Origin of the sequence: Vreelandella neptunia (assembly GCF_022489065.1) — a bacterium.
GTDB classification, from domain to species: domain Bacteria; phylum Pseudomonadota; class Gammaproteobacteria; order Pseudomonadales; family Halomonadaceae; genus Vreelandella; species Vreelandella neptunia_A.
Window position 1 is genome coordinate 148960 of record NZ_JAKVTW010000002.1, and the last position, 20858, is coordinate 169817.

Annotated in this window: 21 protein-coding genes; 11 read left to right on the forward strand and 10 right to left on the reverse strand. The window is 55.1% G+C overall.

From position 1 onward, the window contains the following. Nucleotides 1–237 precede the first annotated feature (237 nt). The 8 genes from rho (at nucleotide 238) to MLE19_RS04905 (ending at nucleotide 7113) form a co-directional block, all read left to right on the forward strand. On the forward strand, nucleotides 238–1497 hold the full coding sequence (gene rho, locus MLE19_RS04875; protein WP_007111700.1) for a transcription termination factor Rho: 1260 nt from the start codon (nucleotides 238–240) through the stop codon (nucleotides 1495–1497). 100 nt (nucleotides 1498–1597) lie between these two features. Beyond that, entirely contained in the window at nucleotides 1598–3088 is a 1491-nt protein-coding gene (gene ubiD / locus MLE19_RS04880; protein ID WP_240716948.1) for a 4-hydroxy-3-polyprenylbenzoate decarboxylase, read from the forward strand. 64 nt (nucleotides 3089–3152) lie between these two features. Beyond that, on the forward strand, nucleotides 3153–3893 hold the full coding sequence (locus MLE19_RS04885) for an NAD(P)H-flavin reductase (protein ID WP_240716949.1): 741 nt from the start codon (nucleotides 3153–3155) through the stop codon (nucleotides 3891–3893). A gap of 59 nt (nucleotides 3894–3952) precedes the next feature. Further along, a complete protein-coding gene (locus MLE19_RS23010; RefSeq protein WP_276322334.1) occupies nucleotides 3953–4081 on the forward strand; it encodes a hypothetical protein in 129 nt (42 codons plus the stop codon). A 387-nt stretch (nucleotides 4082–4468) separates the two neighbouring features. Further along, nucleotides 4469–4630 (forward strand): hypothetical protein, encoded by a 162-nt coding sequence (locus tag MLE19_RS04890; RefSeq protein WP_240716950.1) that lies wholly within the window; start codon nucleotides 4469–4471, stop codon nucleotides 4628–4630. A gap of 2 nt (nucleotides 4631–4632) precedes the next feature. Further along, a complete protein-coding gene (locus tag MLE19_RS04895; protein WP_240716951.1) occupies nucleotides 4633–5727 on the forward strand; it encodes a 3-deoxy-7-phosphoheptulonate synthase in 1095 nt (364 codons plus the stop codon). A gap of 78 nt (nucleotides 5728–5805) precedes the next feature. Further along, the gene (locus MLE19_RS04900; protein ID WP_240716952.1) at nucleotides 5806–6318 is read left to right on the forward strand and encodes a DUF3087 family protein; all 513 of its coding nucleotides are present in this window, start codon (nucleotides 5806–5808) and stop codon (nucleotides 6316–6318) included. 63 nt (nucleotides 6319–6381) lie between these two features. Beyond that, complete coding sequence (locus tag MLE19_RS04905; protein ID WP_240716953.1) at nucleotides 6382–7113, forward strand: MliC family protein; 732 nt, start codon at nucleotides 6382–6384, stop codon at nucleotides 7111–7113. A gap of 20 nt (nucleotides 7114–7133) precedes the next feature. On the opposite strand, the gene MLE19_RS04910 is transcribed toward MLE19_RS04905, so the two are convergent. Then, entirely contained in the window at nucleotides 7134–8204 is a 1071-nt protein-coding gene (locus MLE19_RS04910; RefSeq protein ID WP_240716954.1) for a metal-dependent hydrolase, read from the reverse strand. Between the two features lie 127 nt (nucleotides 8205–8331). Here MLE19_RS04910 and gloA point away from each other — a divergent pair, with 127 nt between their 5' ends. Both gloA and MLE19_RS04920 read left to right on the forward strand, forming a co-directional pair. Further along, entirely contained in the window at nucleotides 8332–8772 is a 441-nt protein-coding gene (gene gloA, locus MLE19_RS04915; RefSeq protein WP_240716955.1) for a lactoylglutathione lyase, read from the forward strand. A gap of 92 nt (nucleotides 8773–8864) precedes the next feature. After that, nucleotides 8865–9320, forward strand: a complete 456-nt coding sequence (locus MLE19_RS04920; RefSeq protein WP_240716956.1) for an META domain-containing protein — start codon at nucleotides 8865–8867, stop codon at nucleotides 9318–9320. 11 nt (nucleotides 9321–9331) lie between these two features. Here the strand turns inward: MLE19_RS04920 and MLE19_RS04925 are convergent, their stop codons facing one another. From MLE19_RS04925 to MLE19_RS04965, 9 genes are all read right to left on the reverse strand, one after another. Then, nucleotides 9332–10471: an FAD-dependent oxidoreductase gene (locus MLE19_RS04925; RefSeq protein ID WP_240716957.1), complete on the reverse strand. Its 1140-nt coding sequence runs from the start codon at nucleotides 10469–10471 to the stop codon at nucleotides 9332–9334. Between the two features lie 32 nt (nucleotides 10472–10503). Then, on the reverse strand, nucleotides 10504–11904 hold the full coding sequence (locus MLE19_RS04930; RefSeq protein WP_240716958.1) for a GGDEF domain-containing protein: 1401 nt from the start codon (nucleotides 11902–11904) through the stop codon (nucleotides 10504–10506). A gap of 167 nt (nucleotides 11905–12071) precedes the next feature. Continuing rightward, nucleotides 12072–14210 carry an FAD-dependent oxidoreductase gene (locus tag MLE19_RS04935; RefSeq protein WP_240716959.1) on the reverse strand — a complete coding sequence of 713 codons (2139 nt, stop codon included), beginning with the start codon at nucleotides 14208–14210 and terminating at the stop codon, nucleotides 12072–12074. 86 nt (nucleotides 14211–14296) lie between these two features. Further along, complete coding sequence (locus MLE19_RS04940; RefSeq protein ID WP_240716960.1) at nucleotides 14297–14929, reverse strand: TIGR04282 family arsenosugar biosynthesis glycosyltransferase; 633 nt, start codon at nucleotides 14927–14929, stop codon at nucleotides 14297–14299. Beyond that, a complete protein-coding gene (locus MLE19_RS04945; RefSeq protein WP_240716961.1) occupies nucleotides 14919–15644 on the reverse strand; it encodes a TIGR04283 family arsenosugar biosynthesis glycosyltransferase in 726 nt (241 codons plus the stop codon). Before MLE19_RS04945 ends, MLE19_RS04940 begins: the two co-directional genes overlap by 11 nt. Beyond that, entirely contained in the window at nucleotides 15604–16242 is a 639-nt protein-coding gene (locus MLE19_RS04950) for an ATP-binding cassette domain-containing protein (protein WP_240716962.1), read from the reverse strand. The genes MLE19_RS04945 and MLE19_RS04950 overlap by 41 nt, the downstream gene beginning before the upstream one ends. 11 nt (nucleotides 16243–16253) lie before the next feature. Continuing rightward, nucleotides 16254–17927 (reverse strand): ABC transporter permease, encoded by a 1674-nt coding sequence (locus MLE19_RS04955; protein WP_240716963.1) that lies wholly within the window; start codon nucleotides 17925–17927, stop codon nucleotides 16254–16256. Nucleotides 17928–17930: 3 nt separating this feature from the next. Beyond that, nucleotides 17931–19163, reverse strand: coding sequence for an ABC transporter substrate-binding protein (locus tag MLE19_RS04960; protein WP_240716964.1), 1233 nt, complete (start codon nucleotides 19161–19163; stop codon nucleotides 17931–17933). A 29-nt stretch (nucleotides 19164–19192) separates the two neighbouring features. Next, nucleotides 19193–20236 carry an aminoglycoside phosphotransferase family protein gene (locus tag MLE19_RS04965; protein ID WP_240716965.1) on the reverse strand — a complete coding sequence of 348 codons (1044 nt, stop codon included), beginning with the start codon at nucleotides 20234–20236 and terminating at the stop codon, nucleotides 19193–19195. Between the two features lie 314 nt (nucleotides 20237–20550). Between MLE19_RS04965 and MLE19_RS04970 the strand changes: the two genes are divergently transcribed. Further along, on the forward strand, nucleotides 20551–20829 hold the full coding sequence (locus MLE19_RS04970) for a hypothetical protein (RefSeq protein WP_240716966.1): 279 nt from the start codon (nucleotides 20551–20553) through the stop codon (nucleotides 20827–20829). The last annotated feature ends 29 nt before the right edge of the window (nucleotides 20830–20858 follow it).

A 20858-nucleotide genomic window follows, 5' to 3' on the forward strand; every position in this document is an offset into this window, starting at 1 on the left:
CTCTCCTGTGGGGATCAGATTAAGCAAGTGTTTGCACCCTCGAGTTGAGTCTTAATGATGACAAGTACTGGTGTTATAAGTACTCAGGTTGTTAGTTAAGTCCAATCCCGTTCCTTTCATCTTCGAGCGCGTGCCTTTACCGGGGTCTGAACGCATCACACGGCGTCACTTTCACGCCTCCTGTCATACTCCCGGCGCTTGGCGCCCAGCTTCCATGAGCAACTTTCTAACACACCGATGAATCTCACTGAACTCAAGCAAAAAACCGTTCCCGAGCTCCTCGATATCGCCCGTGAAATGGGTATTGATAACTTGGCCCGTTCGCGCAAGCAGGACATCATTTTCGCCATCCTCAAGAAACACGCCAAAAGTGGCGAGGATATTTACGGCGACGGTGTGCTGGAAATTCTTCAGGATGGCTTCGGCTTCCTGCGTAGCGCTGACAGCTCCTATCTCGCCGGTCCCGACGATATTTACATATCGCCTTCGCAGATTCGCCGTTTCAATCTGCGCAAGGGTGACTCCATTTCCGGTAAAATCCGTCCGCCTAAGGAGGGTGAGCGTTACTTCGCCCTGCTAAAGGTCAGTCAAATCAACTTTGACCGTCCGGAAAATGCCAAGCATAAGATTCTATTTGAGAACTTAACGCCGCTGTTCCCAGACGACCGTATGCGTATGGAGATCGGTAACGGCTCCACGGAAGACCTTACCGCGCGGATCATCGATCTAACCGCGCCAATTGGTAAAGGCCAACGTGGTTTGCTGGTGTCGCCGCCGAAAGCGGGTAAAACGCTGATGTTGCAAAACATCGCGACCTCCATCACGCGCAACAACCCAGAGTGCCATCTGATCGTACTGCTGATCGATGAGCGCCCTGAAGAAGTGACCGAAATGTCACGAACCGTGCGTGGCGAAGTGGTGGCGTCGACCTTCGATGAGCCGCCTGCGCGTCACGTGCAAGTGGCCGAAATGGTAATCGAGAAAGCCAAGCGCCTGGTTGAGCACAAGAAAGATGTGGTCATCCTGCTTGACTCGATTACCCGCTTGGCGCGTGCTTACAACACCGTGGTACCGAGCTCTGGCAAAGTACTGACGGGTGGTGTCGATGCACACGCGCTCGAGAAGCCAAAACGCTTCTTCGGTGCGGCGCGTAATATCGAAGAGGGCGGCAGCCTGACGATTATCGCCACGGCACTGGTCGATACCGGCTCCAAGATGGACGAAGTCATCTTCGAAGAGTTCAAGGGTACCGGCAACATGGAAGCCCACCTGGACCGTAAACTGGCCGAGCGTCGCGTCTTCCCGGCGATCAATATCCGTCGCAGTGGCACCCGTCGTGAAGACCTGCTGGCCTCTGAGGATGAAATGCAGCGCATGTGGATTCTGCGCAAGCTGCTCAACCCGATGGAAGATACCGCCGCGACTGAATTCCTGATTGACCGTCTGAAAGATACCAAGACCAATCTTGAGTTCTTTGAAGCGATGAAGCGCCGCTAATTGACAGCGTAAGTGCGGCGCTAGCGGGTTGCAGAACCGCCGCTATGATCATCGCCGCTAATGCCATCTAGCGGCGCATTCGCCAGCCAGGGAGCGTTCCTTGAAGTATAAAGACCTGCGCGAGTTCATCACGGCGCTTGAAGCCCAGGGTGAACTCAAGCGTATCTCCGTCGAAGTCGATCCTTATCTGGAAATCACCGAAATCTGCGACCGCACGCTGCGTGCCGGTGGCCCGGCGTTGCTGTTTGAAAACGTTAAAGGTCACTCCATGCCGCTGCTGGGCAATCTGTTTGGTACCCCCAAACGGGTCGCGCTCGGTATGGGGCAGGACTCGGTTGAAGCGCTAAGAGAAGTCGGCAAGCTGTTGGCGTTTTTAAAAGAACCTGATCCGCCTAAAGGCTTGAAAGACGCCTGGGACAAGCTGCCGATCTTCAAGCAAGTACTCAGCATGGGACCGAAAAACGTCAAACATGCACCTGTTCAAGAGGTGGTGTATGAAGACGACGAGGTCGATCTTGGCCTGCTGCCGATTCAGCACTGCTGGCCGGGCGATGCGGGGCCTCTGGTGACCTGGCCGCTAGTGATTACCAAAGGACCGAACAAGAAGCGCCAAAACTTGGGTATCTATCGCCAGCAGAAAATCGGCAAAAATCGCCTGATTATGCGCTGGCTCTCCCATCGCGGCGGTGCCTTGGATTTTCTGGAGTTTCAAAAAGCCCACCCTGGCGAGCCGTTCCCCGTTGCGGTAGCGCTCGGCGCCGACCCGGCAACGATCTTGGGCGCTGTGACGCCCGTGCCAGACTCACTTTCCGAGTACGCCTTTGCAGGCCTGCTGCGCGGTTCGCGTACGGAGCTTGTGAAGTGCGGTCATGCGGATCTGGATGTGCCCGCGTCCAGCGAGATTATTCTCGAAGGCTTTATCTATCCTGACGACATGGCAGCGGAAGGCCCCTTTGGTGACCACACCGGTTACTACAATGAAGTCGACCACTTCCCGGTGTTTACCATCACGCGGATGACCATGCGCCGTGACGCTATCTATCACTCCACCTACACCGGTCGGCCCCCGGATGAGCCTGCGATCCTTGGATTGGCGTTGAACGAAGTGTTCGTGCCGATCCTTTGTAAGCAGTTCCCCGAAATTGTCGACTTTTATCTGCCGCCTGAGGGCTGCTCTTATCGTATGGCGGTAGTGACGATGAAGAAGCAGTACCCTGGCCACGCCAAGCGCGTGATGATGGGAGTGTGGAGCTTCCTGCGCCAGTTTATGTATACCAAGTTTGTGATCGTGCTGGATGACGATGTGGACGCGCGCAATTGGGAAGATGTGATCTGGGCGATTACCACGCGTATGGACCCCGCACGGGACACCGTTATGGTCGAAAATACGCCGATCGATTATCTCGATTTCGCTTCCCCTGTTTCAGGCCTTGGCTCGAAAATGGGACTTGATGCTACTAATAAGTGGCCGGGCGAAACCGACCGGGAGTGGGGCACTCCCATCGTTATGGATGAAGCGGTTAAAGCGCGCGTCGATGAACGTTGGGAAGCGCTGGGGATTGGCCTTGAATTACCGGCCTCCCGCCTTTGATGCGGTTAATTCAGTAGTTGATCATGCAACATATCGCTGACCGAATTTGTTAAAAGAGGCTTTCATGAGTGCAAGGACGTTGACTTGCCAAGTCACCGAGGTTGAAAATTTAAACCCCGATGTATTTGGCGTAACGCTAACCGGGCGCGCCGAAGCCATGCAGCATGCCCCGGGGCAGTACTTAGAACTTAAAATAGACGAGTCGACATGGGTGCCGTTTTCGATCGCCAGTGCAGATCGTAGTAATGGCGTTATCGAACTGCATATTCAGCACTGGCCTGAGCGGGATAACTCCGCGCGGCTGCGGGAACTGCTTCAGGTAGCCAACCAGCTTACGCTGCGTTTGCCCGGCGGGGAATGCGTGCTGGATAACGAGAGCGAAAGGCCGCTGCTACTGATTGCGGCGGGGACGGGGTTTTCGCAGATGAAAGCCATTATCGAAGCAGTCCTCCATGAACAGCCTACGCGAGAAATATCGCTGTGGTGGGCTGCCCGTGAGCATCGTGATCTCTATTTGGAGCAACTGGCCTGTCAGTGGGCGCAGACCCACGCTAACGTCGCGTTTCATGCAGTGACGGAGCTGCCGTTAGAAGAACCGCTAGCAGCGGGGGAGCGGATTAGCCACCATCAGGGGCGTATCGATCAAGTCTTAAAAGCCGCAGAGATTACCCCGGACACCCATGATGTCTATTTATCAGGCTCACCGGGGATGGTATATGCTTGCCTGGATGTACTCGACGCTAAAGGCGTGCCGTTAGAGCGGGTGTTCTCGGATGTGTTTGCCTACGCACCCCGAACTACTTAATATGGCCGCAGACTGTTGATACTCCCCCTGATATAGCATGGATAAACAAGGAGGCTTACATGGCCCATCATGACGAAGATTTCAAAGATGATTCTGGCTTCCTGGCCATTTTCCTGGGCGTAGTGGTGCTGGTAAGTATGAGTGCGCTGCCTGCCACCATTGGCGTGATCCAAGCTTTTGGCGGTTGAGTATTGCCATTTGCAGGGCTTGCAGGCAGGATAAAACCATAACGCCACGGCGGCGACCCTAATACCTCGTATTCGATAAGCCTGATTCCACTAACGGAAAATAACGATGCAAAAGATAGCGTGCCCACTAACTGCGAAGACTCTGCCTGCAATGGCTGAGCTTAGTGGTGCGTGCGCTGCATCTTATTGGTATTGGTTTAGCCACGGTGTGCCCTTGGCCGACGCTTAACTGTCGCGTCAGCAGGCACACCACTCGGTTGCCTGCCGCAAGCATCAAGCCCCGGTCGGTAACCCCGCCGGGGCTTTTGGCGTTTTGGCCCGGCGATTTTTATGTCCAGCGAATTTCGGAAACCGTTATTCATCACTATTTCATCAAGGAGCAGCATCATGATCTATCGCGCACTGACTAACGCTATCGCCACCGGCTTTTTGGGCTATTGCTATGGCTGGCGATTTAGCGACGCGCGGTCGGTGCTAGCTGCCACCTCCGACCGTGTGCAATTGGGTGGTCACCTAATTAAACGATGTCATACGCTTACGGAGAGTTAACCATGAATGCGCCTATCAGCCCTGTTGCAAATAGCCCTGCTGTCAACACTGCCCACGTCAACTTGCCGCACACCACGGCAGCCGTCTCTACCTCACAGAAACTGCCTACGCCCGCTGAACTTCGTCAGCGTTTTTCGCTTAGCGACGCATTGAGCGCGCAAATTGCCCGTCAGCGTCACGCCATACAGCAAATTTTAAGCGGTCACGATGACCGTCTGCTTGTCGTGGTTGGCCCCTGTTCCGTACATGACCCCGATGCAGCGCTTGAGTATGCCGACCGTCTGGCTGCATTAAGTGAAGAGGTGAGCGAACATATTTTACCGGTGATGCGTGTCTATGTTGAAAAGCCGCGCACCACCGTGGGTTGGAAAGGACTGGCTTACGATCCTGGGTTGAACGGCAGTGGTGATATGTCCCGCGGTTTGGGGCTCTCTCGTGAGTTGATGCACGCGGTAGCGGCGCGCGGCCTGCCGGTGGCCACTGAGCTTTTACAGCCGATGCTGGCGTCTTACTTGGACGATTTACTGAGCTGGGTAGCGATTGGCGCACGCACCACCGAATCGCAGCTGCACCGTGAACTTGCCAGCGATTTGTCAGCGGCGGTGGGATTCAAAAATGCCACCAGCGGCGATGTACAAGTGGCGATTGATGCCATGAGCGCGGCGGCCCACCCACACCAGCGTTTTGCAGTGGATGCTCACGGCCACCCAATCGTTCAGCAAACCGCGGGTAACCCGCACACCCACGTGGTGCTGCGCGGCGGACACGGTGAGCCCAACTACCAGAGTCACCATGTGCAGGCAGCCACTACTGCGCTGCGTAATGCCGGGCAAAATCCACGGCTGATGGTCGATTGCAGCCATGCCAATGCGCGTAAAGATCATCGCCGCCAGAGTGAAGTGATGCTGGATGTATTGGCCCAGCGACAAGCGGGCGAAGCCAACTTGGCCGCGCTGATGCTGGAAAGCCACCTGTTCGAAGGCAAGCAGCCGCTCAAACCTGGCGCCATGCGCTACGGCGTATCAGTTACCGACGCCTGTGTAGGCTGGGAAACCACAGAACACTTACTTAAAACGGCTGCGGAGCGTTTGAGTTAGTTCATTGCTACTACTATTACTTGTTTGCCTTGGCCAGCCCCGTATCATAGAGCCTTTGCGGAAATAATGAGGCTGGCCATGGTATTTACCCTAGAGCATCACGACCCCGACACCTACCGCCGGAAAGCCCGCATGATCAGCTTTGCTATGGCGGGGCAGCTGATTATTTTTGGCCTCCTGTTCTCAATGCTCCTTACCTCCACCTTTGGCAGCAGCCTATGGCTCAATGCCCTAGGCGTGCTGCTTGGGTTATTGGCCACTAGCGCACTATTTGCCGTTTTACGTGAGCGTCCCTGGATGACGGAAGTCCGCTACGTTTGGCAGCTCAAACATCATCTGTCGCAAGTCAGTGGCTACCTTTCACAACTACGCAAAGCGGTGGAAGAGAACAACCGCACGGCGCTGGATCTGCTCACTTTCTACCATCAGGGTATGGCGCAGTTGGCGGAGCTTAATGGACGCACCACCGATGACGACTCGGAGCGGCTAGCTGAAAAAATGCAGGTGAAAATTAAACGCGAAGAGCAGGGGCTGCCCCCTCAAGTTGAGAGCATCGATACACATGACCTGCAGGCATTCAAACGCGGGTAATGATTACGGGCAATCATAAAAATACGGGCAATCACAGAAATGGTCATACAGGGAGCGCGGTGAATGAATACGTTAAGAGTATTGAGTGGTGCTGTTTTCGCAGCAGGCGTGATGGTAGTGCTAGGAGGGTGTGCAGCGACGCCCAACGCCGAAACAGCAGTTGCCAATCAAGCTACGCTAGATAACCGGGCTCCCTTCCTGCCTTCAGCGCTATTTCCTGGCTCCGCTGAACAATTTGCTGCATGGCACTGCGAGCCTGCGAAACAAAACTTAGTGACCGCGACCAATACCAACGACCTGCGCCTATGGTCGCTGCATGGCGCCTGGCGGCTACCTCAAGCGGTCGTCGCCAGCGGTGCACGCTATCAAGATGGCGAAATCAGCTTTTGGAATCGGGGTGACAAAGCGCTGGTAGAAACACCGCGGGGGCAACTGCAGTGCTCTCTGGCCGAACAGCGTGACGCCTTAACCCGGGCGGTGAAGCCTGGCGTGATGTTCTTTGGCCAGGGTAACGAGCCGGGTTGGAGCGTTGCGTTAGCGCATGATACGCCTACGCTGACCATGGAGACGAACTATGGAGATGAGCGCCTCGAATTACCTTATATGGTCAGCGTGATGGACAATGAAGCGGGACGAGTGGTTATCGAAAATGCCGACGTTGAGCCGTTTTTCCGCGTGCGTATCGACGCTGGTGCCTGCTTTGACAACATGAGCGGCGAGCCTTTTCCTGCCAGGGTCACCCTAACCTACGGCGGCGAGCAGTATAGCGGCTGTGGCCAGGGTATTGCCCCCTAGGCGTCCTTAAAAGAGGTAGATCAGCAGCGATAGACAACACGCTCGGCCCGCCACTCTTGCGCTACAAAGTCGCTGGCGCATAGGGCTGAGGTGTTGCCAGCAGCACGAGCAGCCAGTCGCGATAGCGTTGCCATGTTAAGACCGCGAGTACTCTCTACCTGCTCGCTTACCGCGAGCGGCACCCAGCGTTCATCCTCTAACGTTGCCAGGGTGAAGCTAAAAGGGTGAAAGCCTGGAAAGCCAAGCCGAATATCGGTGGCAACCAGCGTCTCATTGCCGTTCAACCAGCGCGTTTCATAGCGCAGGAAAGGCCCCGCAAACCACCTTAAACGCTGCCCTTGCAAGCTGGCCAATGCGAACTCCTCTAACTCGGCATTGCGTATCAGAGGTTCCAGGCGCGGTTGACGGTCGCCGTCGAATAGGCCGACTAAACTTTCATAGTAACGGTCGCCATCCACCACTGTGGCGCGCCACAGTGCAATATTAAAGGGCGTTGGTTGTATCAGCAGGGGGGCGTCTTCCAAGCCCCGCTCCGCTAGCACCGGGGCAAGGCGCTGCTCAATCGTTAGCTTTGCCCCAGCGGCCATGGCTAAATAAACGCAGGTAATCGCTAACCCCCAGGTGCACGCTTTTTTAACCCGCAAAGATACCAGACCTACCCCTAAAGCAATCAGTAAAGGGATGGAGTAAAACGGATCAATGATAAAAATAATGGGTAAGGCAACCGGGGGACGTTCAATGGGCCAAAATAGCTGGGTACCGTAAGTGGTCAGCGCATCGAGTAGCGGGTGAGTAATTAATATGAGCGCGAAGAAGCACCACCAGCGAGGTAGGTTAATGTCCTTCGCGGGAGAAAAGCGCGCGCACAGTAATGCCAATAACGTCGCTAAACCGGTGAGTACAAAAAGGGAGTGGCTAAAGCCGCGGTGTTCGGTAACGTTAGCCACGGCGTCCCCGTAATCCAGCGCCACATCGAGATCGGGAAGGGTGCCCAGCACGGCACCCATCACAATGGCCTTACGGCCTAAGCGTCGGCCCAAAACGGCCCCGCCAATGGCTGCGCCTAGCGCGGCTTGTGTAATTGAATCCACAGGTTTCTCCGACGGGTAAACCCAGCTAAGATAAACGTTATAGATTAATTGTACAGCATTGTCGTGCGCTCTGTGCGCTGTCACGCTTTTGTAACGTATAGCTAAAGTCGTGCTTAAAGGAGTAAATATGCAATATCTTCACACCATGGTTCGTGTAAGTGACCTAGATGCTTCACTGCGTTTTTACTGCGATCTTCTGGGGCTTAAGGAAGTTCGTCGCAAAGAGAATGAGAAAGGCCGGTTCACACTGGTCTTTTTGGCCGCACCAGAGGACGAACCACGTTCAGAAAGGTTAACGGCACCCGAACTTGAACTGACCTATAACTGGGACCCTGAAGAGTATTCTGGTGGCCGCAACTTCGGCCATTTGGCCTACCGGGTGGATGATATTTATGCCCTCTGTCATCACCTGCAGGACAACGGCGTCACGATTAATCGTCCTCCCCGTGATGGTCATATGGCGTTTGTAAAATCACCCGACGGTATCTCAATCGAGTTACTCCAAAAAGGTGATGCTTTAGCGCCAAAAGAACCCTGGGCTTCAATGGAAAACAGCGGTAGCTGGTAAGTGAAAATTGGAAAAAATGGTTGGAAAAAGCGGTTGAGAAGATATAACTGGAAAGTGTTAGTAAGTAACCGTTAAACAAGGGAAAGATTATCATGACCAAGAAAGGTTGGCGTTTACTGCCACTGTTGGCTTCGGCCGCTCTACTGTTAAGTGCCTGTAGCAGCGCGCCCCAGCAAGGGCGGGTTGAAGCGCCGCAAGGCTCTTCATTATCAGGGCCTATTGTTGAGCAGCGTTGGGACTTGCTGCTGGTGGGAACTGATGAGCGGCTCAACATGCCGGAAACGCCTTTTTTCCAGATTGCAAAAGATGGCAAAGTTAGCGGTCACGACGGCTGTAACCGTTTTACCGGCGAGGTGAAGCTTGGCGATAACCAGCGTATTGAGTTTGGTGAGTTAGCCACCACACGCATGGCGTGCCCGCAAATGGCCGATGCCAACCGGGTCACCTATATGATGGAGACGGCCTACCGCTACTTGATTGACCATGATCGATTGGTGTTTTTTGGCCCGGATAGTCGGGTGCTAGGCGGCTGGCGCGAGTCGAACTAACACAATCAGTGTTATTGCTTAAAAGGCGGATTGAAGCGGTCGATAAAGCGCGCATCAATCCGCTTCTTCCATGCCCATACCCACTTGCCTGAGAAACCAATGGCACCACGACTGGCAATTGCATGGCCGTCACCTGTGCCAATGAGTGCCAACACTCGTTTGGGTGGTTGCCAGGGAGCTAACGGTTGGCTGCGACAGGCACGGCGTAAGTTGTCTGCTAAGTGTGGCCCCATACGCACCGCATAAACCCCCGCGTTAGGCAACGGTGGTGTAAATGCTGCGCAGTCTCCGGCGGCAAAGATACCCGGCTGACCAGAGACTTCCAGCGTGTTATCGACGTAAATGAAGTTGCGCTTATCCAGTGGCAGCGTAGTCTCTGCCAGCCAAGGGTGGCCGACAGCCCCCGTTGCCCACATGACGATATCAGCCTCAATATGTTGTCCGTTCTGGGTTGATATCCCGCCCTTAACCAGTGATTCCCCGCGTAGCGGAGAGCGAACGGTAATACCCGCCTTTGAGAGTGCGCGTCGAGTTAGCCAGCGGGGTAAATGCCCGGCACCAGGTAACAGCTCATTGGATGCGCTCAACAGATGCCCCTGCCACTCAATATCTGGCCGCTGCTGGCGTAGTTGGGTCAATACGCTCATAAGCGTTTCACAGCCAGCAGCGCCGCCACCTACGCCCACAATGCGTTTTTTTCCGCCACTGTGGAAGTGGCTAATGTCATTTTTTAGCGCCTGCCAGCGCTGGTGCAACGAGCTTAAAGGGCGCATAGAGAGTAGCCTGGGCAACTGCTCCCCTAGCTTCTGGGGGAGGCTTAGCGTCGAGCCAATATTGAACGAGGCAACATCAAAATTAAGGCGTTGATCATTGGCAAGTTCGGCATAACGCGCATGGGTATTGAGCGCGCGCGCTGGTGAAAGAATCAACCGGGCATTGGCGCGATGGCACAGCGCTGCTACATCGATCTGTGTCTCGCGTAGGGTGCATTCGCCTGCCAACCACGCCGGTACGCTGCCCGAATAAGCCGCTAAAGGACTATCGCTAACGACGGTAATCGCAATGTCAGGATCAGGCTGCCGAGCAAAGGCTTCGAGGACAAAGGCGTGGGCATGGCCTGCGCCAATGAGTAACAACTGCTGCATGGGCATGGCCTATGGAAGTGAAACGTGCAGGCGAAGGGTTAGCAAATCACGACTTGGTTTTTACCCGCCATTTTGGCCAGATACATACCTTGCTCTGCCCGCTCAAGTAACTGACGAGGTTGGTCATTGGGTTTCGCAAGGGTCAGGCCAATACTGATCGTCACTGGGTCGGCGATGGAGAAAATATGCTTCTCAACATGGTGGCAAAGCTGGTTGGCAAGCTTAAGGCTGACGTCTTCATCAAGCCCTTTCGTGATAACAACGAACTCTTCACCACCCCAGCGGCCAAGATGGTCTCCTCCTTTCAGCGTCTTCTGCGCTAAATGAGCAATATCACGCAAGATGTCATCGCCCACCGCATGCCCGTAGGTATCGTTGATGTTTTTAAAGTCATCAATATCAAACATCAGCACGGCAAAGCTTACAGACGAGTGGCTTAAATCCTCAATAACCAGTTCGGTATAGTAGCGATTCCAGCATTTCGTTAAAGGATCAGTGTGAGCCAGGCCTTCCAACCGCTGGTTGGTCTTGGTCAATTGACGATTGAGGTGGACGACTTCCTGGGCCGTAATAGCCACTGCTAAATCATCGGCCAGTTCAATGATCATGGAGGCTTCCAGGGGCATCCAGTAGCTCAGCGACGCTTGCAATGTCGAATCGGCGACCAGGGCAGGGAGCAGTGGCTGCTGGCGAAACATCAGTAACCAGCCTAGAGAGGCATTGGCGACGCTTAGTGGGGCGGCCAGACCACCTTGGCAACTGCCATTCAGCTCGATGATCTCCTCTTGGACGTTCTGCTGGTTCAACTGCTGCAACTGATGAAACAGCTGATGTTTGGACGGGCATTCGCCGTAGCAGTGGAGGTCACCTTGATAAGCCAACGCGATGCCTTCTGCCTGGAAAATTTCACACCAGCTGGCACCGTGATGCTGCAAAATGTCATCAATGGAGGTAAGCCGTTTAATATCTCTGGAGAGCAGTTTGCGACGCGACTTTAACCCTGATTGTCGAGTGGCCATGCGTTCCGCTTTCAGCAGGCGCAATCGCTGAGAGGCAATATCGATGAGCAGTTGAATCCATTGAGTAGGGCCGATATAGGCAGCCGGCGGATGGCCAATATATCCCCACACGCCCTGTTCGCCATTGAGTTCATACAACTGAAGTTCAGATGCCACCAAGTCGTCGTAGCAACGAATGGCAGCCAGTGTGTGGTGAGTTGTCAGGGTGCCGTCTACAGGGTAGCAGTAAGCCAAGCGCAGATTACCTGTGCTCAAACGTCGATAAAGCGCTACCGGTTGGCCCTGGGTGAGCGCATGGAGCGTTTTAGCCAGCAGCTCAAACAACTCGAGAGGAGTGGCCGAGCTGCACAGCAAGGCCAGCTCATGACACAGATTGTCGAGATGTTGAATTGATGAAGATGAAGGTAGTGTGCCACTCATCCTGAATGACTCCTCACAGCCCACGCTTTAGCGCCCAAAGTGACTTTTTAGCTAGCAATGTAATAAAGGAAATAAAATTTAGTTAATCATACAAACAAAACAAGCGCGACTATTCAACGACTGTCGCAGCGCTTCAGTGATTTTAATGAGTATGATTGTTTTAAGGTTTATTTACCTCGTCGCCAGTTGAAGTAACGTTTCAGTAGTGACAGCACTCGATCAGGCTTATGGGCGTTTTTCCATACCCCAGCTGTGGCTTTGGCTGCTTCGCCCAGCGTGGGGTAGGGGTGAATGGTACCCAGTAGCTTATTGAGCCCCAGACCGTGTTTCATAGCGATAGTAAATTCACCCAGCCATTCACCGGCGTTTTCTGCCACAACCGTTGCGCCAAGGATTTTGTCTTTGCCGGGCACGGTTAGCACTTTGATAAAGCCTGCGGTTGTGCCTTCGGCAATGGCGCGATCGCTCTCACTCATGGCGTAGCGGGTGACTTCAAATGCGATCCCTTTGGCGTTGGCCTCTTTTTCATTCAAGCCGACACGCGCAACTTCCGGCTGAACGTAGGTAACCGCAGGCATAAACCGATAATCCACGGCAAAACTCTTTAGCTCGCCAAACAGGGCATTGACTGCTGCGTGCCATGCCTGATGGGCTGCTGCGTGGGTCAGTTGATAAGGACCGGCCAAATCACCGCAGGCCCAGATATTGGGTAGGCGGGTTTGCAGCCGCTCGTTAAGTTCTAACGTGCCCGCTTGGGTGGTTGTAATACCCAGCGCATCAAGCCCTAGGCCTTCCACATTGGCTTGGCGACCGGCGCTAACTAGCAGGTAGTCAAAGGGCTGGAGCGTGCGTTCACCGTGATGCTCCACGACCAGTTGGTAGCCTGCTTCGTCGTTGAGCACTTCTAGCGCCTTGGCATCGGTCATTACCATCACACCTTCGCTAGCCAAGGTGTTCTCGACCAGCTCGCCGACCTCTTGATCTTCCCGGCTCAGCAACTGGGAAACACCTTCTACTAACGTCACGTGGCTGCCCAGACGGGCAAAGCTTTGGCTTAGCTCACAGCCAATCGCACCGCCGCCGAGCACCACTAAGCGTTTAGGCAGCGCCGTTAGCGACCAAAGGTTTTCAGAGGTTAAAACGGGTGCACACTCAATCCCCAGGAGGGGAGGCACTCGAGGGCGTGCGCCGGTGGCCAGTACGATATGGCGAGCGGTGAGGGTTTTATTCCCCACCTGAACTTCCCAGGGTGAGGTAAGTTTGGCGTGATCTTGGTACACCTCAACGCCCAGGCGGTTATAGCGCTCTACGCTGTCGTGGGGTTCGATATCCTTAATCGCCTGATGGACGTGCCCCATCACCTTGGAAAAATCGACCTGCGGTTTGCTGGCAGAAACACCAAAGCGGTGAGCGGTGCGAATCTCATGGGCAGCGCGAGCAGCGCGGATCAGAGCCTTGGAGGGTACGCAGCCCGTGTTCAGGCAGTCGCCGCCCATTTTGTGCTTTTCCACCAGCGCTACCTTGGCGTTAACGGCGCTAGCGATATAGCTGGTGACCAAGCCCGCTGAGCCGCCTCCGATCACTACAATGTCATAATCAAAGTATTGGGGGCGGGTAAAACCTTTGTAGACCTTACGGCGCTGTACGAGCAAGACGATGCGTCGTGCAATCCAGGGGAAAACCGCCAGCAATGCAAACGAGGCTAACAGCACGGGTGAAACGATACCCCCGACGCTCTCAAGTTCACCCAACTGTCCACCTGCATTCACGAAAACGGCCGTGCCGGGCAGCATCGCTAGTTGGCTCACCCAGTAGAACGTCACGGTTTTAATCCTCGTCAGCCCCATCACTAAGTTGATGATAAAAAATGGGAATACGGGTACTAAACGCAGCATGAATAGATAAAAAGCGCCTTCGCGCTCTACGCCGTGATTAACCGCTTCAAACTGGCGCGGAAAGCGCTTCTCAATCGGATGGCGAAACAGAAATCGTGAGAGTAAAAACGCTAATGTCGCGCCCAGCGTGCTGGCGAAAGAGATAATCAACAGCCCCCAGCCGAGGCCAAACAGCGCGCCACCTAGGAGTGTTAACAGCGTTGCACCTGGCAGGGAAAGAGCGGTCATCACCACATAGACGGCGAAAAAAATGCCCGCCACCTGCCACGGATTTTGGTTAAACGCCGCTTGAAAATCGTTTTGGTAAGCCTTGAGGGTCTCAAGCGTGAACCACTGGTGGGCACCGCTGAGGAAAAACACGCCAATAGCAATGACCAGTAGCGCTGCAATAAATACACGTTGTCGGGTCACGGTAAGCTCCAGCGCCAGGGGGTAAACAAGTGAATGATGCTCACTGAGTGTTAAGAGAGTCAGTTTCCTTACACTGAAAGGTGGAATCAGGGGGTTTCTAGGGCTTTCCAGCGCTGCCAATCCTCGGGTCGATCCACATCCCAGATGGTCGCTGGGTAATCCGCGTTGAGCCCTAAAGCCTCAATACGCTGCCGCGTGGTAGTTAGCACGCTTTTGGTGCCCCAGGGAATGTCTTCGAAGAGGGTAGGGTAGTCTTGCTGGGTGCCAATAAAACCGTAGCCGCCGTCTTCAGCGGGCAAAATGACTACGTGGTAGCTGGCTAATTTTTCTGCGCAGGTGGTGATCAGCGTGCTGGTAATGCTTGGGCAGTCACTACCCATCAGCATGGCAGGGCCCGGCGTACTGTTGAGGGCGTAGCGAACTCGAGCCCCTAAGTCGCCATCCGGTTGGGCGTTTAATACCAAACCAAACTGATCACGCAGCTCGATAAACAGAGGATGTTCGTGATCAAGCGCGGTCCAAAGCGTGACGTGTTCGGCAGGTAGCGCTGTGCAAGCAGTGGCGACGCAGTGGCGCAGCAGCTCGGCATGAGCGTTCGCGGCGCCCTCTATTCCCAATAGTGGTGCCAGACGCGTTTTGGCCTGCCCGGCAAGCGGCGCCTTGGCCAGTAGATGGAGGTGGGGCAGCATCCTGCTCTTAACCAGCGTTTCAGCGGGCATCGTGATACTCCTTAACGAGTTGGGTTGCGCTAACGCCGCGCCAGTAGCGGTAGCGCAGCCGCCACATCAGGCGGATCGTTTTCCAAGCACCGAACTCATCCCAGCGCCTTCCTGAGCTTATCACTTGTGTTCGCAAGCAGGCGGGAGGCGAGCGCTTTTTGAGACGTTTCGATAACTCAATATCTTCCATTAGCGGCTGCTCAGGAAAGCCGCCGACCTCCTTGAAGGCGCTTGCGCGCATAAACATACCCTGGTCACCCGTAGCGATATGGGTGAGGCGTGAACGCTGATTCATCATCCAGCTAACCACGGGCAGCCATCCACTGCGGCCTGAAAGCTTAATATCAAAGCGCCCCCAAGCGTAGCTGTTGAGTGCTTGGGTTATCTCTTTAACAGCGCCAGTGGGCAAGCGGGTATCCGCGTGCAGAAACAGTAGCATAGGCGCGCAGGCTTGCTGCGCGCCCAGGTTCATTTGCAGTGCCCTTCCGGCTGGGCTGCTGAGGACTCGATCAGCGAGTGGTTTGGCAACGCGAACGCTGTCGTCACAGCTTTCGCCATCCACCACGATGACTTCTACCCCTTGGGCGCGCAGCGGCTGCAATTGCAATAAATGGTGTGCCAACGTTGGCGCCTCATTAAGAACCGGTATCACAATACTAATACGCGGAGTTTTTTCAGCCGAGCGCAATAACCTGCCCTCCCGCTGCGTTGGCATCCGCATGGTCGTGGGTGACCAGCAGCGCAGGCAGGCCAGCATCGCGCAGTTGGCTAAACACGAGTGAGCGCATTTCCTGACGAAGCGCGGTATCCAATTTGGAAAACGGTTCGTCCATCAGTACCGCTTGGGGCTTGGAAAGCAGTAGGCGCATTAACGCTACACGCGCTTTTTGACCACCGGATAGCGTTGCCGGGTCACGCTCTTCAAACCCCGCCAGTCCTACCTGTTCTAGGGCATTGGTGACCTGCTGGCGCTTATTTTTAATACGACGAGGTAGTCCAAAGCACACATTGCCCTCCACGCTTAGATGGGGAAACAGCAGTGGGTCTTGAAATAGAAGGCCAATGCCACGCTCCTCTGCAGGTAGGTTAAGCAGGTCGCGCTCACCCAGCCATACGCCGCCGCTGGCCGTAAAAGCTGGGTCAAGAAAGCCCGCAATATATGCCAATAGCGTCGATTTTCCCGAGCCGGATGGGCCCATCACCGTCAGTACTTCGCCAGGGGCAATGGTGGCGTCCACCGCTAATAATTCGCGTCCTGTCAGGGCTATCTGTATCTGATCCAGCCACAGCCGCTCGGTACAGCAAGCATTCATATCATCCCCTTTTATGTGGCGAATTCACGGCGTTGGGCGCTCAGCAGGCGGGGTATTGCCAGGGCGAGCATAAAGCCAATCAGCGGTAGCACTGCTTGCATTAGCGCCCAGACGCCGATTAAGCGTCGGTTGCTGCCTGCGGCAAGCGCTACTGCCTCAGTCGTGACGGTGGTTACACGCCCGGCACCGAGTAGTTGAGTGGGCAAATACTGGCCAATACTGATGGCCAACCCAACGGCAAAAGCAGTTAACAGCGGCGCGAGCAGTAACGGCAAGCGGACACGCCAAAAGGCGGCATGACGAGAAACACCCAGTGAACGTGCCACTTGCAGCCATCGTGGGTCTAGGCGTCGATACGCCTCGGCCAAAGAGAGGTAGACGTAAGGCAGCACAAACAGCAGATGACCTGCGATCACTAAGCTTAGCTGAGGACGAATGCTTAAGCTTTCAGCCGCGACAATCAGACCAAACAGAAAGGCAATTTGTGGCACCAGTAGGGGTAAATAGAGCAGCCATAGAGCGCGTTTTGGCTGAAGGTGCTGGCGGTGCTCGTTCTCAAGCGTAGCGAGTACCAGTGCGGTAGCCAGTGTCGTAGAAATAAGCCCAATCAGCGCCGTGTTGAGCAGTGGTGTCACCAGCATAGGGCCGCTACGCTGCCAATGATCCAGCGTTAGCATCTGCGGCAACAGTTCTGGAAAGCGCCAAAAACCCGCTACCGAGAACAGCCCCAGGCCGACGAGGGCTGCCAGTGCTGTAGTGCTGGACATCAGTAATGCCGAGCGGCCTACCCGTCTTAGCATAATTTCACCCTGCTGGCGGCTGCCGTTGGTCAGCCAGTTTCGCGCCAGCAGGCGGGTTAACTGTTCCAGCAGCCACCAACTCAGCAGTGCTGCCAGCGTAACGCCAAGTTGCAGCACCGCTGCCGCCGAGGCCATAAAGCGGCGGCTAATATCCGGGTCGTTGAACCAGCTCAGAATCGACACGCTAAGTGTGGGCGGCAGCGTGGGGCCAAGAATCATCGCCATGTCCACCACCGAGGTAGCGTAGGCGATCACCGCGTACACCGGTAGGCGAATCAGCGGATAGAGTGATGGCAGTACCGTTTTTAACCAAGCAACAGTGGGCGCATAGCCCAGCGACCGCGCCAGCATCAAACACTTCTCAGGGGCCAACTGCGGCAGTGCCGCCAGGCTCATCAGCAGCAGAAAAGGCACCTCTTTCAGCACCAGACCCGCCATCAGCGACACTCCCCAGGGATCGTTGACGATCAGCGCATCCGGCGGGCGCTCCCACCCCGTCAGAGAGGGCGATACCAACCGCGCCACCAGGCCTGAAGGCGCAATCAAAAACGCAAATCCAAAGGCAACAGCGGCATGAGGAACGGCGAGCAATGGTGAGACCAACCGACGAATGCCTCGGTCTAACCAAGTGCCCCGACTAGCCGCCAAAAACAGCACCACCATCATTAGCGCAATGGCGGTGCTCACCAACCCGCTGGCAAAGCTCACGGCGACTGAACGGCCAAGGCCTGGTTGAGCAAACAGCATATGCCAAGGTGTTAGGCTGATACCGTGGCCGCCCAGCGCGGGCAAATAGCCGAATGCAGGCAGAATAACCATCATCAGCCCTGCGCCTACCGGCAGTACGAGCAGGGCAATGATCATCGCGGGCGCCAGTCTTAGCATGGCCTAGTTAACGCCGTATCGCTCAAGCCACGCCTCTTGCAGAGCGGTCATCCAGCTAGGGTGGGGCTCGGGTAAGGTGTTCGAGAGGGCGTCTGCCGGTAGCTCTGACGGATGGCGATCCCCCTGCTGAAACAGTGCCTGATCATCACTATTCAACTGCTCGATATCCAGCACGCTGCGGTCACCCCACATTGCCAGCGACTGCTTTTGGGCTTGGGCTTGCGGTGAAAGCAGAAAGTCGGCGAGCACCATGGCGCCCGCTTTATGGGGCGAGTTGTAGGGGATCGCCACAAAGTGGACGTTACCCAACGTACCGCCTTTCAGCACGTAACTGCGCACGCTTTCCGGCAGTTCATACTCCATTACGGCCACGGCCGCATCAGTGGGGTAGAACGAAAACCCCAGGCTCAGCTCGCCATCGCTCATCAGCGTGCTCAGGTTAGGGCCTGAATCAGGAAAGGTGCGACCGCTGCGCCACAGGTGCGGATGCAGCGCATCCAGATACGCCCACAGCGGCGCTGTTACGGCCTCAAAATCGCCCTTCGAAACCGGCTGATAAAGCGCCTCGTCCTGCTCGGTCAGCTCAATCAGCGCCTGCTTCAAGAACGTGCTACCCGTGAAGTCGGGGATGCGTGGATAGCTGAACTGGCCGGGATTGGCTTCAGCCCAGTTAAGTAGCGCTGGCATGTCCTGAGGTGGTATTTCGGTTTGGGCGCTGTCGTAATAGAAGGTGATCTGCGCCTTGCCCCACGGCGACTCATAGCCCTCGGTGGGCAGCGTGAAGTCGGTGACTACCTCGGGATTTTCCGTCGCGTTGGTGAGGGCAAAGTTGGGCAGTGATTCGGCGAAGGGGCCAAACAACAGGTCGCTTTCGCGCATCGCCGCAAAGTTTTCGCCGTTGATCCAAATCACATCAATGCTGCCATCATTATCATTGCCCGCCTGTTTCTCCCCCAGCACCCTCGCCACCGCACTGCCGGTATCATCAAGCTTGACGTGCTCCACATCGACGCCGTACTGCGCCTGCATCTGCCCCGCTACCCAGTCGATATAGCGATTGGTACGCGTATCGCCACCCCAGGCGTTCCAGTAAACGGTTTGGCCTTCGGCTTCTGCCACGACGCTTTGCCAATCACTAGGGTCAGGAGTCGCCATGGCAGGGAGGGAAAAGGCAAGCAGCGTAGCGGTGATTGACGTGGTAAGAGCGCCACGCAAGGGGTTACGGTTAGTTGACATCGCGCACCTCGGTATTTGGTAATAAGACGCTATAGGGAGGCTTGTAAACACTGCAGCTCACTGTGAACGTGATCAATGATTGGTAGCGAGAGGTAGTGCTCCACGCGGTCACGCACGTGGTCGATGACTGCTGGGTCAGTGAGCTCCGCCGACCAGTCTTCACCACGCTGCTGGGCATCCTTGGCATTTAAGTGCTGGGCGCGCCATTTAGCGCACCAGGTCAGCGACCAGAGCCAAGTCGCGCGGCGGCAGGCGACCAACGTGTCGGTATTGGGCGTTTCACCCATGGCCAACTGCCAGCGGCGATAGAAGTTAATCACCTCGCTCAGCGATAGCACGGCTTGGCTGTTGAGATCCCAGGTGGTCGAGGTGTAAAGCGATGTGTGGGCAAGGTCGATGCCCGGCAGGCCATAACGGCACTTCTCAAGATCCACCAGCACCGCGCGACCATCGTCACGGATCAAAAAATTGCCGGGATGCGTATCAAAACTAATCAGGGTCGGTGTGTCATCGCTCAAGCGGGGAGGGAGAAGATCCAGCTCCTGCTTAATACGCAGTGTGACCTTACTCGCCAATTGAGCGTCGGCTAACCAGTTGGCCTGCTGGCGTACTTCATCCACCATTGCCTGCCACGGGTCATCAGGAGCAAGCAGTGGCGCTCGCCCTGCGACCCCGGGCAGCGGTTGACGGTGCAGGCTGGCCAGGGCATCCGCGATGGCGGGGAGGTCTTCCGGCAGTTTGGCTAGGCGACCACGGATAGCCTCAACCACTAATCCACCGCGTGGCAGTGATTCGTTTGGCGGCAGCGTTTCAAACAGTTTGGGCGTGTGCCCGCCTGGGCTGGAGCGTTGATAGCAGGCTGCCTGATAAGCAAGATTGGCTTCCGGCGGCAGGTTCATCTGGCTCTGCTTAGGTAGCCGTGCCACCCAGTCATCGCCCTCGCTGCGATGAACCCATACGTGGTCATGGGCCAGCCCGGTATCCGCCATCGGCGTAAGCGTACGATACACAATTCCGGCCCGCTTAAGCTCAGTCGCCAGCGCCTCTAAACGCGCCTCAATAGGTGTCGGCATAGCGCAGTCCGTGTCGTTGCTGAATCAGCGATGCCACTTAGTGGCTGTTCTTGTACCAACCTTACACGTTTCGTAAGAAAATGTGGTTATGAGAGAGTCCTGGATTCATAGAATCAGTTATTGTCGGTAAAAGGTTAGGAAATGATAGAGGAGCCTTTTTTTGCTAATCTTCTCGGTAAAAGATTAATTTAATTTTGCGAGAGGCAGCATGAAAAATATCATTATCTTGATAGTTATTGTCGGTATAGCTGGCTACACTGCGAACCATTACTTTACTGTTACTGGATGTCGCGACGTCACGAATTTTGCTATATATGAGGGGGAATCATAATGGCGTAGGGCTGAGTGAGCAGGAAGCTTTTCAGCTTACTAACATTGCAGAATATGCTTTGAAACATGAAGTCACCACCGAACAATTAATGCAAGCAACGGCAACAGCAATTCAAGTTGATTCTGGAAGTATGCCGTTGGCTGATGACTATGTTGCGGAAATTGTTTTTGATGAATGTATGCAATCATCCAAAGTGCAAACATGGTCGGAAAAACTGGGGTTTTCAAAAGCAATAGGCAGTGTCAACGATGCAATAAGATAAATTTTAAAAAAAACGGCACTTTTTTATTA

Excerpts from the sequence above, each read along its gene's own strand:
- rho (WP_007111700.1), top strand. The coding sequence starts at position 238 with ATGAATCTCACTGAACTCAAGCAAAAAACCGTTCCCGAGCTCCTCGAT.
- MLE19_RS04960 (WP_240716964.1), bottom strand. The coding sequence starts at position 19,163 with ATGTCAACTAACCGTAACCCCTTGCGTGGCGCTCTTACCACGTCAATC.
- MLE19_RS04955 (WP_240716963.1), bottom strand. The coding sequence starts at position 17,927 with ATGCTAAGACTGGCGCCCGCGATGATCATTGCCCTGCTCGTACTGCCG.
- MLE19_RS04905 (WP_240716953.1), top strand. The coding sequence starts at position 6,382 with ATGAATACGTTAAGAGTATTGAGTGGTGCTGTTTTCGCAGCAGGCGTG.
- MLE19_RS04940 (WP_240716960.1), bottom strand. The coding sequence starts at position 14,929 with ATGCCCGCTGAAACGCTGGTTAAGAGCAGGATGCTGCCCCACCTCCAT.
- MLE19_RS04950 (WP_240716962.1), bottom strand. The coding sequence starts at position 16,242 with ATGAATGCTTGCTGTACCGAGCGGCTGTGGCTGGATCAGATACAGATA.
- MLE19_RS04970 (WP_240716966.1), top strand. The coding sequence starts at position 20,551 with ATGAGGGGGAATCATAATGGCGTAGGGCTGAGTGAGCAGGAAGCTTTT.
- MLE19_RS04945 (WP_240716961.1), bottom strand. The coding sequence starts at position 15,644 with ATGCCAACGCAGCGGGAGGGCAGGTTATTGCGCTCGGCTGAAAAAACT.
- MLE19_RS04965 (WP_240716965.1), bottom strand. The coding sequence starts at position 20,236 with ATGCCGACACCTATTGAGGCGCGTTTAGAGGCGCTGGCGACTGAGCTT.
- MLE19_RS04885 (WP_240716949.1), top strand. The coding sequence starts at position 3,153 with ATGAGTGCAAGGACGTTGACTTGCCAAGTCACCGAGGTTGAAAATTTA.
- MLE19_RS04900 (WP_240716952.1), top strand. The coding sequence starts at position 5,806 with ATGGTATTTACCCTAGAGCATCACGACCCCGACACCTACCGCCGGAAA.
- MLE19_RS04895 (WP_240716951.1), top strand. The coding sequence starts at position 4,633 with ATGAATGCGCCTATCAGCCCTGTTGCAAATAGCCCTGCTGTCAACACT.
- MLE19_RS04920 (WP_240716956.1), top strand. The coding sequence starts at position 8,865 with ATGACCAAGAAAGGTTGGCGTTTACTGCCACTGTTGGCTTCGGCCGCT.
- MLE19_RS04930 (WP_240716958.1), bottom strand. The coding sequence starts at position 11,904 with ATGAGTGGCACACTACCTTCATCTTCATCAATTCAACATCTCGACAAT.
- MLE19_RS04890 (WP_240716950.1), top strand. The coding sequence starts at position 4,469 with ATGATCTATCGCGCACTGACTAACGCTATCGCCACCGGCTTTTTGGGC.
- gloA (WP_240716955.1), top strand. The coding sequence starts at position 8,332 with ATGCAATATCTTCACACCATGGTTCGTGTAAGTGACCTAGATGCTTCA.
- MLE19_RS04925 (WP_240716957.1), bottom strand. The coding sequence starts at position 10,471 with ATGCCCATGCAGCAGTTGTTACTCATTGGCGCAGGCCATGCCCACGCC.
- MLE19_RS23010 (WP_276322334.1), top strand. The coding sequence starts at position 3,953 with ATGGCCCATCATGACGAAGATTTCAAAGATGATTCTGGCTTCCTGGCC.